The following is a 14534-nucleotide window of genomic DNA, read 5'->3' as shown; positions in this document are numbered from 1 at the left end:
CTCTGTCCCCATGACGTACGTGATCGCCCAGCCGTGTGTTGACCTCAAGGACAAGGCCTGCATCGAGGAGTGCCCGGTGGACTGCATCTACGAGGGCGAACGGTCGTTGTACATCCATCCCGACGAGTGCGTCGACTGCGGCGCCTGCGAGCCGGTGTGCCCGGTCGAGGCGATCTACTACGAGGACGACGTGCCGGAGGAGTGGGCGGAGTACTACAAGGCGAACGTCGAGTTCTTCGACGACCTCGGCAGTCCCGGCGGGGCGGCCAAGATGGGCATGATCCCCAAGGACCACCCGATCATCGCTGCGCTGCCCCCGCAGTCGCACGACGAGTGAACCGCACCCCCCGACCGGCCTACCCCCACCAGGAGGACAGATGACCGACCAGACCACCACGCCCGCGGCCACGCTGCGTCACGGCGAGAACGAGCTCGAGCTGAAGGTGGTGCCGGCCGTCGAGGGCAACAACGGTCTGGACATCAGCGCGCTGATGAAGACGACCGGCGACACCACGCTGGACGTCGGCTTCGTCAACACCGCCTCCTGCCAGTCCGCCATCACCTACATCGACGGCGACGCCGGGATCCTGCGCTACCGCGGCTACCCGATCGAGCAGCTGGCCAAGGAGTCGACCTTCCTGGAGACCAGCTACCTGCTCATCTACGGCGAGCTGCCCTCCGCCGCCGAGCTGGAGGAGTTCGACCAGAAGGTGCGCCGGCACACGCTGCTCGTGGAGGACATGAAGCAGTTCTTCGACGGCTTCCACCGGGACGCGCACCCGATGTCGGTCCTGGCCTCCTCGGTGTCGGCCCTGGGCACCTTCTACCAGGACAGCCTCGACCCCCGGGACCCCGAGTCGGTCGAGATGTCCACCATCCGCCTGTTGGCCAAGCTGCCCACCATCGCCTCCTACGCCTTCCGCAAGAGCCAGGGCAAGTCGCTGCTCTACCCGGACAACAAGTACGACCTCGTGGAGAACTTCCTGTGGATGACCTTCGGTCAGCCCACGGAGGAGTACGAGATGGACGCCGACCTGGCCAAGGCGCTGGACCTGCTGTTCATCCTCCACGCCGACCACGAGCAGAACTGCTCGACCTCCACCGTCCGGCTCGTCGGTTCCTCCGAGGCCAACCTGTTCGCCTCGATCTCCGCCGGCATCCAGGCGCTCTCCGGCCCCCTGCACGGCGGCGCCAACAGCGCGGTCCTGCAGATGCTCAACGACATCCACGACAGCGGCGGGGACGTCAAGGAGTTCGTCCGCAAGGTCAAGAACAAGGAGGACGGGGTCAAGCTCATGGGCTTCGGCCACCGGGTCTACAAGAACTACGACCCGCGGGCGGCCATCGTCAAGGAGACGGCCCACGACATCCTCGCCAAGGCCGGCGACAACCCGCTCCTGGACCTGGCCCTGCAGCTGGAGCAGGCCGCCCTGGAGGACGACTACTTCGTGGAGCGCAAGCTCTACCCCAACGTCGACTTCTACACAGGCCTCATCTACGAGTCGATGGGCTTCCCCAGCAGCATGTTCACCGCGCTCTTCGCGATCGGCCGGCTCCCGGGCTGGATCGCGCAGTACCGCGAGATGATCAACGACCCGGCCACCAAGATCGGCCGCCCGCGGCAGGTCTACGTCGGCGAGCCCGAGCGGCAGTACGTGCCGACCGACCGGCGCTGACCGACCCTCCGCCGGGGAACGGCCCGGAGGGCCACCCGCACGCCGACGGCCCCCGCAGCAGCCGCTGCGGGGGCCGTCCGCGTCAGCCCAGCTCGACGACGACCTCGGTGGCGGGCCCGGCCTGCTCGAGGACGTCCCACTCCAGGGCGGACCGGTCACGCACCCACCGACGGTCCCCGACGGTCACGCCCAGGACCCCGCGGGCGTCCGCGTGGGCGACCGCCCAGGTGGCGACCGCCCATGCGGCGGCGGTGTCACCGGCCGTGACCGTGACCGTGCCGGTCTCCGGGCCCGGGTCCGCCACCGCCACCGCGGTGCCGAACTGCTCCTGCAGCGCGGTCACCAGCCCGACCGGGTCGCCGGCGCCCCGGTCGGCGAGGCGGCAGGTCATCAGCGTGCCGGCCCCCTCCTGCCCGGTGAGCACCGAGGCGAGCGCCCTGCCCTCCTGCTCGTGGTCGGCGTAGGCCTCAGGGAAGGCGCTGCGCTGCACCTCCTGGGCCACCTCGGTGACCACGCCGGTCTCCCACCCGGGTACCTCGACCAGGGCGTCGTAGAAGGACCCGGTCGCGTGGACGGGGTCGGTGACCTCCTCCACGCTGCCCCACCCCTGGGACGGTCGTTGCTGGAACAGGCCCTGGCTGTCGGCGTCGCCGTAGCGCAGGTTGCGCAGCTTGCTCTCCTGGATGGCGGTGGCCAGGGCGATGGTGGCGGCCCGCGGGGGCAGTCCCCGCCCCACGGACACGGCCGCGATCGTGGCTGCGTTGGCCGTCTGCTCCGGCGTGAGGCGCACCGTGGTGTCCCCGACCTTCACGAGGCACCGGTCGGGCCGCACCTCCTCCACGAGCCAGCGGGCGCCGACCACGGCCCCGAGGCCGCTCACCACCATCACGGCCACGACGACCAGGGTCCCGGCGGTGCGTCTCACCCCCGGATCCTACGACCCGGACGGGCCCGCGCCGGTCGTGCCCGGCCCGTCGGCAGCACGTAGGGTCGGGAGCTGTGAACCGACACGAGTACCGCAAGGGCCCGGTGACGCTGCGCGGGACCCGCGTGCCGCGCAGCACGACCGACCAGCGCCTGCTGGACACCCGGGGTTCGGCCGACTGGGTGCACACCGACCCGTGGCGGGTGATGCGGATCCAGGCCGAGTTCGTCGAGGGCTTCGGCACCCTGGCCGAGCTGGGACCGGCGGTGGCCGTCTTCGGCTCCGCCCGCACCGGACCCGGCCACCCCACCTACGAGCTGGCCCGGCAGGTCGGCTCGGCCCTCGTGGAGGCCGGGTACGCCGTGATCACCGGCGGTGGGCCGGGCACCATGGAGGGGGCCAACCTGGGCGCCACCGAGGCGGGGGGCACCTCCGTCGGCCTGGGGATCGAGCTGCCCTTCGAGGCCGGGATGAACGACTACCTCAACCTGGGCATCAACTTCCGCTACTTCTTCGTGCGCAAGACGATGTTCGTCAAGTACGCCGAGGGGTTCGTCGTCCTGCCCGGTGGCGTGGGCACCCTCGACGAGCTCTTCGAGGCGCTCACGCTGGTGCAGACCGGCAAGATCACCAGCTTCCCCATCGTGCTGCTGGGCACGGCCTTCTGGGGGCCGCTGCTGTCGTGGATGCGCGACACCCTGGCGGCGGAGGGCACCATCGGGGCGGCGGACCTGGACCTGCTGCGGCTCACGGACGACGTCGACGAGGCGGTGGACTGGATCGTCACCGAGCGCGCCGAGCGTGCGGTGGACGGGCCGTCGACCACCCTGGGCGGCTGACCGGCGTGCCGGGTCTTCTCCGGGGGCGCACCTCCGTGCGAGGATCGGTGCCGTGATCATCCTCGGAGCCGTCGTGGCCGTCCTCGTGCTCGGTGCGGGACTGGCCTGGCTGGTCGCGCGGACGGACGTCCCGGGGGTCCCCCCGGCGGTGACGACCGAGTCCGCGGTGCCGCTGCCCGCCGGGCCGGTCGGTCCGGACCAGGTGCGGGACCTGCGCTTCGACCAGGCGGTCCGGGGCTACCGCATGGCCCAGGTGGACGAGGCGCTGCGCCGGCTGGGTCAGGAGCTGGCCGCCCGCGACGCCGAGATCGCCCGGCTCCGAGACCAGGCAGGGGTGCCCCGGGCGACGGAGGCACGACACGCGCACGCCGATCTTCTCGGAGGGATGGACGGATGACCGTCACCGCGCCGCACCCGGACCTCACCGTCGGACCCGACGGGGTCGTCCGGTGCGCCTGGCAGGGGCTGGCCCATGCCGACTACCGCGACTACCACGACCGGGAGTGGGGCAAGCCGGTGCACGGGGAGACTGCGCTCCTCGAACGGCTGTGCCTGGAGGGCTTCCAGTCCGGGCTGTCGTGGCTCGTCGTGCTGCGCAAGCGGCAGGCGCTGCGGACGGCGCTGGCCGGGTTCGACGCCGAGCGTCTGGCGGAGTTCACCGAGGACGACGTGGAACGTCTCCTCACGGACGCTTCCATCGTGCGCAACCGCCGCAAGATCGAGGCGGCGGTGACCAACGCCCGGGCCACCCTGGCCCTGCGTGACAGCGGCGGGCTGGAGGAGCTGCTCTGGACCCACGCGCCCGAGCCGACCCCCCGCCCCCACCGGTTCACCGACGTCCCGTCGCAGACGCCGGAGTCCGAGCTGCTCGCCAAGAGGCTGCGCAAGGCCGGCTTCGTGCAGCTGGGGCCCACGACGGTCTACGCCGCGATGCAGGCCTGCGGCCTCGTCGACGACCACCTGGTCGGCTGCTTCCGTGCCGGGGCGTCCCGGTCCGGCGCCCGGCTGACGGCGGTGCGCAGCAGCGCATGACCCCCGTCGCCCCCGCGCGACGCCTCCTCGACCTGCGGTTCGTCCTGGTCGTCGTCGCGCTCTGGACGCTCCTGCGTGCCCTGACCGCCGTGCTGCTGCACCGGCTCGCCACGCAGCACCAGGACCCCTCGGTGTACGACAACGCCGACGTCGGGCCCTACCTGCAGTTCGCCACCCTGTGGGACGGGGCCTGGTACGAACGGATCGCCACCGAGGGCTACCCCACCGAGCTCCCCGAGCGGGACGGTCAGGTCCGGCAGAACCCCTGGGCCTTCTACCCGGCCTTCCCGCTGGCGGCCCGGCTGCTGACGGCGCTCACCGGCCAGCCGTTCGCGGTGACCGGCACCGTGCTGGCGACCGTGCTGGGGTATGCCGCCGCGCTCGTCGTGGCGGGGCTGCTCCGGGAACGCGTGGGGACGGCCGCGGCGCTGGGCGGCGTCACGCTGCTGGGCAGCTATCCCGCCGCGCCGACGATGCAGGTGGCCTACACCGAGTCCCTGGCGGTGCTGCTCGTGGCCGGCGTGCTGTGGCTGCTCGTCCGTCGCCGGTGGGGCTGGGCCGCCGTGCTCGCCCTGGCGACCGGGCTGGCCCGGCCGGTCGCGCTGCCCCTGGGCCTGGTCAGCCTGGTGGCGGTCCTGGTGCGGTGGCGCGGACGGCATACCCGCCCCATCCCGCCGCGCGAGGCGGTCGGGATGGTCGCGGCGCTCGTGGGGTGCGGGCTCTCCGGCCTGATCTGGCCGGCCATCGCCTGGGCGCGCACCGGCCGGCCGGACGCCTACACGGTCACGATGTCGGCCTGGCGGGGCGGTGAGCCGGTCCGACCCTTCCTGCCGACGCTCGAGCGGGTCCAGTGGCTCTGGGGCGAGGTCACCGGACCGGTGGTTCTCGCCGCCCTCCTGGGCCTGCTGGTGCTCGCGGTGGCGGGCCCGTGGGCGCGGGGGCTGGGGGTGGAGATGCGGACGTGGTGCCTGGGCTACGTGCTCTACCTCTTCGCCGCCCTCGACCCCTGGACGAGCATCTACCGCTACCTCATCCTGCTCTTCCCGCTCTTCGTCGTGGCCGTGGGCGGCGGGTGGCACCCGCACGACCCCGCGTCCCGTCGCCGGCCGACCTGGGTGCTGGTGGTGCGGACGGTCGCGCTGGCCGGGCTCTTCCTCGCCTGGCAGGTGTGGTGGGCCTGGCAGCTGTTCATGTTCGTCCCGCCCCGGGACGACCCGCCGTGAGCCGGGCGGTCAGCGACCGGTGAAGGTGGGGCGCTCCTTGTCGAGGAACGCCTGCACCGCGGCCCGGTGGTCGGCGCTGACCCCGGTGCGGCGCATGAACTCGTCCTCGAGGTCGAGGGAGTCCGCCAGGGAGTGCGACGAGGAGAAGGCGATCGCCCGGCGCACGGCGCCGTAGGCGCGGGTCGGCCCCTGGGCCAGCTGCCGCGCGACCTCGTCCACCCGGGCGCCCAGCTCGTCGTCGGGCACGACCTCGGTCACCAGGCCCATCTCCAGGGCCTCCTCGGCCGGGATCGTGCGCGGGAAGTAGAGCAGCTCCTTGGCCCTGGCCGGGCCGACCAGACGCGGCAGCGACCAGGAGGTCCCGGAGTCGCAGGAGAGCGCGATCGCGGTGAAGGCGAGGTTGAGCCCGGCCGAGCCGGCGGCGTAGCGCAGGTCGGCGGCCAGCGCGAAGGCCGCCCCGGCGCCGGCGGCGACCCCGTTGAGGGCCGCCACGACCGGCTTGTCCATCGTGACGATCAGCTCCACGACCGGGTTGTAGTGCTCGGCCACCGTGCGCCAGAGCTGCTCGGCGTCCTCCTGGAGCAGCTGGACGTGCTCCTTGAGGTCCTGGCCGACGCAGAAGGACCGCCCCGACCCGGTGAGCACCACGCACCGCACGTCGGTGTCGTCGGCCACGTGGCGCAGCGTCTCCAGGAGCAGCTCCTTGGTGGCGACGTCGAGGGAGTTCATCGCCTCCGGGCGGGCGAAGGTGACGGTGGCCACGCCCTCGGCGACGTCCAGGGTGACGGGGGGCGAGGTGCTGGCTGGCTGCGCGGGGCTCGGCGTCGTCATGGGACCAATCTACGCAGCCGGTCCGACCCTCGGCCGGGCGGTGCGCACGGCCCCACCGACGAAGGTCGAGGCCGCGGGGGCGAGCTCGGCCGCCACCGACAGCAGCCGGGCGCGGACCGTCGTGGCCGGCCAGCCCGACGGCAGCACCTCCTCGGGCAGCCCGGGGTCGCGGAAGAGGAACTTGCGCCACTCGTGCACCAGGCGGGTGCGCAACGGGTATGCCGTCTCCGGGGCGAGGTCGGCCAGCCCGGCCCCGGGCGGGGGCAGGGCGCGGGCGAAGTCCTCGTAGGCGGTCGCCAGGCCGGGCAGGTCCCACAGCCGTCCGGCGAGCTCGGCGGGGGAGCGGGAGCCCTCCGGCCGCCCCCGCCACGCCGTCCACCCCGCCCCCTGGGCCTCGAGGACGGCGCCGAGCTCGGGGCTGGACCACGGGCTGACCCAGGTCGCCGCGGCCAGGTGGGCGTAGCCCAGGTAACCGAGCGAGGCCGCCACCTGGTCCCGCCGCCGTCGGTCGCCGTGGTGCTCCACGACGACCACGTGCCACCGCCCGTCCCAGGCGGGGGGCCCGGTCGCGTAGATGCGCCCGTGCGCCCGCCGGAGCCGGTCCTGCGCGAGGGCGGTGGCGGCATACCCCCGGGCGCCGTCGACGGCGCGGGGCGCCAGCCACCCCTCCCGCACCAGCCGGGACACCGCGGTGCGGGTGGCCGCCGGGGTGACCCCGCAGGCCTGCGTCAGGCGCACGACGCCGGCCACGGGGGCCCACCAGCCGTGCTCCCGGAGGTGGTCCCCGTAGAGGTCGACGACGGCAGAACGAGCGTGCACCGGGCCAGTATCGCCCGTCGGGGACGGGCGGGGTCGATTAGGCGGGTCAGGTGGTTCGGGAGATAATGATGTCCAGTCACGTAGGCCCGGGGCACCCGCGCCGGGCAGCGGTCCTTGGCCGCGCCACAAGGAAGGGCAACCCATGGCAGCAATGAAGCCTCGCACCGGCGATGGTCCTCTGGAGGTCACCAAGGAAGGACGCGGCATCGTCCTGCGCATGCCGCTGGAGGGCGGTGGCCGACTCGTGGTGGAGATGAACGCCGAGGAGGCGACGGCCCTCGGGGACGCGATCAAGGACTGCGTCGGCTGACGCGGCCGCACCCAGCTGTGCACGAGGCCCCCGCACCGGACGGTGCGGGGGCCTCGTCGTCCGTCAGCGGCGGACGGCCACGAGCAGGCCGTCGCCGACGGGCAGCAGCGCGGGCAGCAGCCGGTCGTCGTCGCGCAGCGCCTTGCCCAGGTCGCGCAGCAGGGTGGTCACCGTGTCCCGGCTGGCGGGGTCGGCCACCTTGTCGTGCCCGAGCATGCCGTGCACGGCGAGCACGCCCCCGACCCGCAGCAGCCGGACGGCCTGGTCCACGTAGGCCGGGTAGCTCTCCTCGTCGGCGTCCACGAGGACCAGGTCGTAGGCGCCGTCGGTGAGCCGCCCCATGACCTGCACGGCGTCCCCACCGATGACCCGGGTGCGCTGGGGCGGGATGCCGGCCTCGGAGAACGCCGCCCTGGCCGCGCGCTGGTGCTCCGGCTCGACGTCGATCGAGGTGAGGATGCCGTCGTGGGGCATCCCCTGCAGCAGCCACAGCCCCGAGCTGCCGGCCCCCGTGCCCACCTCGACGACGTGCCGGGCGCCCACGGCCGCCGCCAGCAGCCGCAGGGCCGCGCCGGTCGCGTCGCTCACCGGCGGGACCCCGAGCTCCTCACCCCGCCGCCGGGCCTGCTCGATGACCGGGTGGGGGGTGATGAAGTCCTCGGCGTAGGCCAGGGAGGACGCCTTCGCAGCTGCCATGGCCCCACCTTATGCTCCGGCAGTCCGTCCGGCGTCGCGCGAGGTGGTCGTCCAGCACTCTCCCAGCCGACCCTGCCAGCCTGGGTCCATGAGCCAGCAGGGAGTCGCCACCGAGCTCCTCGACACCGCCACGGACCCGGACGTGACCTCGTCCGCCGACGGGGACCCCGCCTGGGTCCCCCCGCCGTGGGAGGAGATCGTCCGCGAGCACTCCGCCCGGGTGTACCGCCTGGCCTACCGGCTCACCGGCGACCCGCACGAGGCCGAGGACCTGACTCAGGACGTGTTCGTGCGCGTCTTCCGCTCCCTGGACCGCTACCGGCCCGGCACGTTCGAGGGCTGGCTGCACCGCATCACCACCAACCTCTTCCTGGACCGGGTGCGGCGGCGGCAGCGTCTGCGCTTCGACGCCCTCTCCGAGGAGCTCACCGCCCGGCTTCCGGTCCGGGCACCGGCGGGCCAGCCGGAGGAGGCCTACGAGATGAACCACCTCGGGCCGGACGTGCAGGAGGCGCTGATGGCGCTGCCGCCGCAGTTCCGCGCGGCCGTGGTCCTCGCGGACATCGAGGGTCTCTCCTACGAGGAGGTGGCCGGCACGCTGGGCGTCAAGATGGGCACCGTGCGTTCGCGGATCCACCGCGGCCGGGCCCTCCTGCGCCAGTCGTTGGCCCACCGTCGCCCCGGCACCGCGCCGGCCGCGCCGTCGGCCGGGCGCCCGCGCCGTCCGTCCGGGGTGCCCGCTCCGGTCCTCGGGTGACCGGCGAGCCGTCGCACGACGGACGGTTGGCAGAATCGGGTCCCATGCACCGACCCGCGCGCAGCCGCCGCACCAGCCCGGCGATCGTGCTGGCGGCCCTGGTGGCCGGTCTCGTCGGCGGCCTCGGCGGGGGAGTGCTGGCCCACCAGCTGCAGCCGGACCAGCCGGACGCCGCCGCGCCGGTCACACCGGCCGTCCAGCGCGACCCCGTCCCGGCGCCGGTGGACGTGGACGGCACCGTGACCGGGCTGTCGCGCGCGGTCCTGCCGAGCGTGGCCCTGATCTCGCTCGGGGACGACGGCCAGGACGGCCAGGGGTCGGGGTTCGTCGTCCGTGCCGACGGCTACCTGCTGACCAACCACCACGTGGTCGCACCTGCGGGGGACGGTGGAGAGATCACCGTCGACCTGCCCGGGCAGGAGTCCCTCCCCGCCGAGGTCGTGGGGTCGGACCCCGTCTACGACATCGCCGTGCTCAAGGTGGACCGGGACGGGCTGACCCCGCTGCCGTTCGCCGACTCCGAGGCCGTGCAGGTCGGCCAGACCGTGGTGGCGGTCGGAGCTCCCCTGGGACTGGACAGCACCGTGACGAGCGGGATCGTCTCCGCGCTCGACCGGCCGGTGGTGGCCGGGGGCGACGAGGAGACCAGCTACATCAACGCCATCCAGACCGACGCCGCCATCAACCCCGGCAACTCCGGGGGGCCGCTGCTGGACCTGGGCGGACACGTGGTCGGGGTCAACTCGGCCATCGCCCAGCTGCCGACCAGCACCTTCGGCGGGCCGGCCGGCAGCATCGGTCTGGGCTTCGCGATCCCGGCGGAGCAGGCCGAACGGACCGCGACCCAGCTCATCGAGACCGGCCGGAGCGAGCATCCCGTCATGGGGGTGCACATCGACCTGCAGCACACCGGCGAGGGCGCGCAGGTGATGACCGAGGCACGCCTGGGCTCCCCGCCCGTCGTCCCCGGGGGGCCCGCCGAGCAGGCCGGCGTGCGCCCCGGCGACCTCATCCTGCAGGTGGACGGCACGACGGTGCGTGACCCGCAGCACCTGCTGGTCGTCCTGCGTTCCTACGCCGTCGGGGACACCGTGACCATGCGGCTGCGCGGCACCGACGGCGACGAACGCACGGTGACGCTGACGCTGGCCGGTTCCGGGGGCTAGGGCGCCGGTCGCGGCTGGGTAGGCTGTGACCGGGCTCCCAGGGTGGGTCGCCGGGCACCGGGACGAGGAGAGGCGTGACGTTCTTCAATCTCACGAGCACCGAGATCATGCTGCTCGTGCTGCTGGCCGTCGTCGTCCTCGGTCCGCGTCGACTGCCCCACTACGCCGCCCGCCTCGCCGACCTGGCACGGCGGGTGCGTGACCTGGCCGAGGGGGCCAAGGAGCAGATCAAGCAGGAGATGGGCCCGGCGTTCGAGGACGTCGACTGGCGCCAGCTCGACCCCCGGCAGTACGACCCGCGCCGCATCGTGCGGGAGGCGCTCACCGAGCCGGCCCCCTCCACCCGTGCGGCCGGTGGCGCCACGGCTGCGGGCGCGACGGCCCGTGGGCAGGCGGCACGGGGCAGCACGACCGTGCCCGGTGGGCGCGCGGGGGACGTGAGGAGGACGGCGGCGACGGCCTCCACCGGGACGGCCGCCGGGACCGGCACGGGTGGACGCTTCGATCCTGCCCTGCCGGTGCCCTTCGACCCGGACGCGACCTGAGCGTCCTGCTCCTGCCTGCCCCCGACGTTCGCCGGCGGGCCCTCAGCGGCTGGTCGGGGTGATCCCCAGCTTGCGCCCCGCCAGGCCGCGACCACGCCGGGCCAGCTGTCGGGCGATGCCACGCAGCGCCGTGGCCGCGGGGGAGTCCGGGTGGGAGAGCACGACCGGACGGCCGGTGTCCCCGCCCTCACGAAGGGTCACGTCGAGCGGCACCTGCCCCAGCAGCGGCACCTCCGCGCCGATCGAGCGGCTCAACGAGTCGGCCACGACCTGGCCGCCGCCGCTGCCGAAGAGCTCCTGGCGGCTGCCGTCCGGCATCTCCAGCCAGGACATGTTCTCCACGACCCCGACGATGCGCTGGTGGGTCTGCAGGGCGATCGAGCCCGCCCGCTCGGCCACCTCGGCGGCCGCCTGCTGCGGCGTGGTCACGACGATGAGCTCGCTGCTGGGCAGCAGCTGCGCCACGGTGATCGCGATGTCCCCGGTCCCGGGCGGAAGGTCGAGGAGCAGGACGTCGAGGTCGCCCCAGTAGACGTCGGCCAGGAACTGCTGCATCGCCCGGTGCAGCATCGGGCCGCGCCAGACGACCGGCTGGTTGCCGGGGACGAACATGCCGATGGAGATGACCTTGACGTCGCCCGGGTCGGCGACCGGGGGCATGATCATGTCGTCGACCTGGGTGGGCGGACGGGTCACCCCCAGCATGCGGGGGACCGAGAAGCCGTAGATGTCGGCGTCGACGACGCCCACCCGCAGGCCCTCCGCGGCCAGCGCCGCGGCGAGGTTGACCGTCACCGAGGACTTGCCCACCCCTCCCTTGCCGGAGGCGACCGCATACACGGTGGTGAGGGAGTCGGGCCGCGCGAACGGGATCTCCCGCTCGGCGGCCCCGCCGCGGAGCTGGTCGCGCAGGGCGCCGCGCTGCTGGTCGCTCATGACGCCCAGCTGCACGTCGACGCCCGTGACGTGTTCGACCTTGGACACCGCGGCGGTGACGTCGCGGGTGATCGTGTCCTTCATCGGGCAGCCCGGGACGGTGAGCAGCACCGTCACGCGGACCCGGCCGTCGTCGCCGACGTCGACCGCCTCGACCATCCCCAGGTCGGTGATCGGCTTGCGGATCTCGGGGTCGTCGACGGTGGCGAGGGCAGCGTGGAGGGCGTCGGTGCTGGGGTGGGACATGCCCCCCATGCTAGGTGTCGCGGCGGGGTGCTCCCGCCGTCGGGCCCGCCCCGGTCGTTCCACCGGGGCGCCTCCGGGCCCCCTCGTCCTCGTCGGGCCCGTCCCGCTCGACGAGCTCCTCCAGCAGGCTGCGCAGCTCGGAGCGGACGAAGTCGCGGGTGGCCACCTCCCGCATGGCCAGCCGCAGCGCGGCGACCTCGCGGGTGAGGAACTCGGTGTCGGCCAGGTTGCGTTCGTCGCGGGCGCGGTCCTGCTCCATCTGGACCTTGTCCCGGTCGTCCTGCCGGTTGGTGGCCAGCAGGATGAGCGGGGCCGCGTAGGAGGCCTGCAGGCTGAGCATGAGCGTCAGGAAGATGAACGCGTAGGGGTCGAACCGCACCGACGGCGGGCCGAGGGTGTTCCAGACCACCCAGACGGCCACGAAGACGGTCATCCACACCAGGAAGCGCGCCGTGCCCATGAACCGGGCGAACCGCTCGGCAAAGGCACCGAAGCTCTCCGGGTCCATCCGCGAGGGCAGCGTCCACCGGCTCGTCTTGGCCAGCGGCTGGTCGAGCCGGTCGGCCGGGCGACCTCCGGGACGGTCCCGCCGGATCGGCTCAGACATCCGCCACCTCCGTCAGCCCGTTCTCCTCTCCCCGCTCCTCGCGCCAGTCGTCGGGCAGGATGTGGTCCAGCACGTCGTCGACGGTCACCGACCCGACCAGCCGGCCCTCGGCGTCCACGACCGGCAGAGCCACCAGGTTGTAGGTGGCCAGCGCCCGGGTGACCTCGCCGAGGCTGGCCTGGGGGGTGACGGGGTCCAGGTCGTCGAGCACGGACCCGACCGGCTGGTGCGGGGCCTCGCGCAGCAGGCGCTGGATGTGCACGCTGCCCAGCAGGCGCCCCGTCGGCGTCTCGTGGGGCGGCCGGGTGACGTAGACGAGCGAGGCGATCGCGGGGTGCAGCTCCTCGCGCCGCACCAGCGCGAGCGCCTCGGCGATGCTGGCGTCCGGGCCCAGGACGACCGGCTCGGTCGTCATCAGACCGCCGGCGGTGTTCTCGTCGTAGGTCAGCAGCCGACGCAGGTCGGCGGCCTCGTCGGGCTCCATGAGCTGGAGCAGCTCCTCCTGGGTGGCCGCCGGCAGGTCGGCCAGCAGGTCGGTGGCGTCGTCCGGCTGCATGACCTCCAGGACGTCCGCCGCCCGCTCGGCCACCAGGTGCGTGAGGATCTCGAGGCGGTCGTCGTCCGGGAGCTCCTCGAGCACGTCGGCCAACGTCTCGTCGTCGAGGGCGTCGGCGACCTCGGCCCGACGCTTGGGGCTGAGCCCGTGGATCGCCTCCGCGAGGTCCTGCGGCTTGAGGTCCTCGTAGGCCTCGAGCAGGGCGGTGGCCGCCTGGGCCGGCCCGGCGTCCTGCAGGCCCTCCACCTGGTCCGGGTCGACGAGCAGCGTCTCGCCGCGACGGCGCCCCAGCCGCAGCCCACGCACGGCGCGCTGCGGCGCCCCCTTGCGCACGAAGATCTTGCTCAACCGCCAGTCCCCGCCCCGCTGCCGGTCCATCGCGATGTCCTCGACGACGACCGGCACCCGCTGCCCGTCGTCGACGAGCGTCACCTGCCGGTCGAAGAGCTCCCCGACGACGAGGGTCTCCCCGGGCCGCTGCTGGAAGCGACGCATGTTGACCAGGCCGGTGGTGATCACCTGGCCCGCGTCGATCGCCGTCACCCGCGTGATGGGCACGAAGACGCGGCGTCGGCCGGGCACCTCGACGATCAGACCGATGACGCGCGGACCCTGGCCGCCGACGCGGCCGGACAGGGTGACGAGGACGTCGCGCACCCGGCCCACCTCGTCGCCCAGGGGGTCGAAGACGCTCATCCCGTTCAGCCGGGCGACGAAGACGCGGGGAAGGCTCACCGGGGCAGGATACCGACCGGTGGCGACGGCGCCCCGGATCCGCCGGGTCCCGCGGCACCCCCAGGGTGTGCGGCCCTTGGGTTCGCCGGGCGCGGGGGAGCGGGGCACAATGGCGGGGTGACCTCACCAGCCGCAGCGAACCGACCCGGCCCCGTGCTGGCCCTCGAGTATCCGATGAGCCTGGGGGTGCACGACTCCTACGAGGAGGCCCAGGCGGTGGTCGACTACCTCTCGGACCAGGAGTTCCCGGTCGACCAGTGCATGATCGTCGGGACCGACCTCAAGCAGGTCGAGCGGGTCACCGGCCGGCTGACGACCGGGCGCGTCGCGCTGGGCGGGGTCGCCTCGGGCGTCTGGCTCGGGCTGTTCGTGGGGCTGATCTTCGCGCTCTTCGCGCCGACCGGGGACGCCCTGGTCACCGTGCTGGGGGCGGTCGCGTTCGGGGCCTTCTTCGGGGTCGTCTGGGCGCTCATCGGCTACGCGATGACCCGGGGCCGCCGCGACTTCGTCTCGGTCACCCAGGTGGTGGCCACGCGCTACGAGGTGCTCACCGAGCACAAGCACGCGGAGCGTGCCCGCGAGCTGCTGGACTCCCGCCCCGGCGCACCCCTGGGCTGACCGGGCCCGGGTCGACC

Annotated in this window: 18 protein-coding genes; 11 read left to right on the top strand and 7 right to left on the bottom strand. The window is 73.6% G+C overall.

The features are described 5' to 3' along the window. Nucleotides 1-10 precede the first annotated feature (10 nt). Both fdxA and FJR00_RS05890 read left to right on the top strand, forming a co-directional pair. The gene (gene fdxA, locus FJR00_RS05895; protein ID WP_075959141.1) at nt 11-337 is read left to right on the top strand and encodes a ferredoxin; all 327 of its coding nucleotides are present in this window, start codon (nt 11-13) and stop codon (nt 335-337) included. A 40-nt stretch (nt 338-377) separates the two neighbouring features. Then, nucleotides 378-1676: a citrate synthase gene (locus FJR00_RS05890; protein ID WP_075959140.1), complete on the top strand. Its 1299-nt coding sequence runs from the start codon at nt 378-380 to the stop codon at nt 1674-1676. 82 nt (nt 1677-1758) lie between these two features. Here the strand turns inward: FJR00_RS05890 and FJR00_RS05885 are convergent, their stop codons facing one another. Next, the gene (locus tag FJR00_RS05885; RefSeq protein ID WP_181409515.1) at nt 1759-2601 is read right to left on the bottom strand and encodes a hypothetical protein; all 843 of its coding nucleotides are present in this window, start codon (nt 2599-2601) and stop codon (nt 1759-1761) included. Between the two features lie 74 nt (nt 2602-2675). On the opposite strand from FJR00_RS05885, the gene FJR00_RS05880 reads away from it, so the two are divergent. From FJR00_RS05880 to FJR00_RS05865, 4 genes are read left to right on the top strand one after another with little or no spacing between them, the layout of a single operon-like run. Beyond that, entirely contained in the window at nt 2676-3440 is a 765-nt protein-coding gene (locus FJR00_RS05880) for an LOG family protein (protein ID WP_181409514.1), read from the top strand. A gap of 52 nt (nt 3441-3492) precedes the next feature. After that, nucleotides 3493-3837, top strand: coding sequence for a DivIVA domain-containing protein (locus FJR00_RS05875; RefSeq protein ID WP_141337867.1), 345 nt, complete (start codon nt 3493-3495; stop codon nt 3835-3837). Next, a complete protein-coding gene (locus FJR00_RS05870; RefSeq protein ID WP_141337866.1) occupies nt 3834-4472 on the top strand; it encodes a DNA-3-methyladenine glycosylase I in 639 nt (212 codons plus the stop codon). Before FJR00_RS05875 ends, FJR00_RS05870 begins: the two co-directional genes overlap by 4 nt. Further along, nucleotides 4469-5695 carry a hypothetical protein gene (locus FJR00_RS05865; protein ID WP_141337865.1) on the top strand — a complete coding sequence of 409 codons (1227 nt, stop codon included), beginning with the start codon at nt 4469-4471 and terminating at the stop codon, nt 5693-5695. Before FJR00_RS05870 ends, FJR00_RS05865 begins: the two co-directional genes overlap by 4 nt. A 9-nt stretch (nt 5696-5704) precedes the next feature. On the opposite strand, the gene FJR00_RS05860 is transcribed toward FJR00_RS05865, so the two are convergent. Beyond that, nucleotides 5705-6526: an enoyl-CoA hydratase-related protein gene (locus tag FJR00_RS05860; protein ID WP_141337864.1), complete on the bottom strand. Its 822-nt coding sequence runs from the start codon at nt 6524-6526 to the stop codon at nt 5705-5707. A gap of 9 nt (nt 6527-6535) precedes the next feature. Continuing rightward, nucleotides 6536-7345 carry a PaaX family transcriptional regulator gene (locus FJR00_RS16500; protein WP_181409513.1) on the bottom strand — a complete coding sequence of 270 codons (810 nt, stop codon included), beginning with the start codon at nt 7343-7345 and terminating at the stop codon, nt 6536-6538. A 142-nt stretch (nt 7346-7487) separates the two neighbouring features. Between FJR00_RS16500 and FJR00_RS05850 the strand changes: the two genes are divergently transcribed. Continuing rightward, nucleotides 7488-7655 (top strand): DUF3117 domain-containing protein, encoded by a 168-nt coding sequence (locus tag FJR00_RS05850; RefSeq protein ID WP_075959135.1) that lies wholly within the window; start codon nt 7488-7490, stop codon nt 7653-7655. A 63-nt stretch (nt 7656-7718) separates the two neighbouring features. Here FJR00_RS05850 and FJR00_RS05845 read toward each other — a convergent pair whose 3' ends face one another. Then, the gene (locus FJR00_RS05845) at nt 7719-8351 is read right to left on the bottom strand and encodes an O-methyltransferase (RefSeq protein WP_141337862.1); all 633 of its coding nucleotides are present in this window, start codon (nt 8349-8351) and stop codon (nt 7719-7721) included. Between the two features lie 88 nt (nt 8352-8439). Here FJR00_RS05845 and sigE point away from each other — a divergent pair, with 88 nt between their 5' ends. The 3 genes from sigE to FJR00_RS05830 all read left to right on the top strand — a co-directional run bounded on the left by sigE (nt 8440) and on the right by FJR00_RS05830 (nt 10819). Continuing rightward, nucleotides 8440-9108 (top strand): RNA polymerase sigma factor SigE, encoded by a 669-nt coding sequence (gene sigE, locus FJR00_RS05840; RefSeq protein WP_141337861.1) that lies wholly within the window; start codon nt 8440-8442, stop codon nt 9106-9108. 44 nt (nt 9109-9152) lie between these two features. After that, on the top strand, nt 9153-10274 hold the full coding sequence (locus FJR00_RS05835) for a S1C family serine protease (RefSeq protein WP_075959133.1): 1122 nt from the start codon (nt 9153-9155) through the stop codon (nt 10272-10274). Between the two features lie 74 nt (nt 10275-10348). Further along, nucleotides 10349-10819 (top strand): twin-arginine translocase TatA/TatE family subunit, encoded by a 471-nt coding sequence (locus FJR00_RS05830; RefSeq protein ID WP_238330334.1) that lies wholly within the window; start codon nt 10349-10351, stop codon nt 10817-10819. Between the two features lie 42 nt (nt 10820-10861). Here the strand turns inward: FJR00_RS05830 and FJR00_RS05825 are convergent, their stop codons facing one another. Genes FJR00_RS05825 through FJR00_RS05815 form a run of 3 tightly spaced genes read right to left on the bottom strand, consistent with a single transcriptional unit; the run spans nt 10862 to nt 13899 of the window. After that, the gene (locus FJR00_RS05825) at nt 10862-12001 is read right to left on the bottom strand and encodes an Mrp/NBP35 family ATP-binding protein (RefSeq protein WP_141337860.1); all 1140 of its coding nucleotides are present in this window, start codon (nt 11999-12001) and stop codon (nt 10862-10864) included. 10 nt (nt 12002-12011) lie between these two features. Beyond that, nucleotides 12012-12608 (bottom strand): DUF1003 domain-containing protein, encoded by a 597-nt coding sequence (locus FJR00_RS05820; RefSeq protein WP_141337859.1) that lies wholly within the window; start codon nt 12606-12608, stop codon nt 12012-12014. Next, nucleotides 12601-13899: a magnesium transporter MgtE N-terminal domain-containing protein gene (locus FJR00_RS05815; RefSeq protein ID WP_141337858.1), complete on the bottom strand. Its 1299-nt coding sequence runs from the start codon at nt 13897-13899 to the stop codon at nt 12601-12603. Before FJR00_RS05815 ends, FJR00_RS05820 begins: the two co-directional genes overlap by 8 nt. 117 nt (nt 13900-14016) lie before the next feature. On the opposite strand from FJR00_RS05815, the gene FJR00_RS05810 reads away from it, so the two are divergent. Continuing rightward, nucleotides 14017-14517, top strand: a complete 501-nt coding sequence (locus tag FJR00_RS05810; RefSeq protein ID WP_075959132.1) for a YflT domain-containing protein — start codon at nt 14017-14019, stop codon at nt 14515-14517. The last annotated feature ends 17 nt before the right edge of the window (nt 14518-14534 follow it).

Source organism: Ornithinimicrobium kibberense, from assembly GCF_006519705.1.
GTDB classification, from domain to species: domain Bacteria; phylum Actinomycetota; class Actinomycetes; order Actinomycetales; family Dermatophilaceae; genus Ornithinicoccus; species Ornithinicoccus kibberensis.
Note: the sequence above shows the minus strand (reverse complement) of the source record. Positions and strands in the feature narration are given on the sequence as shown.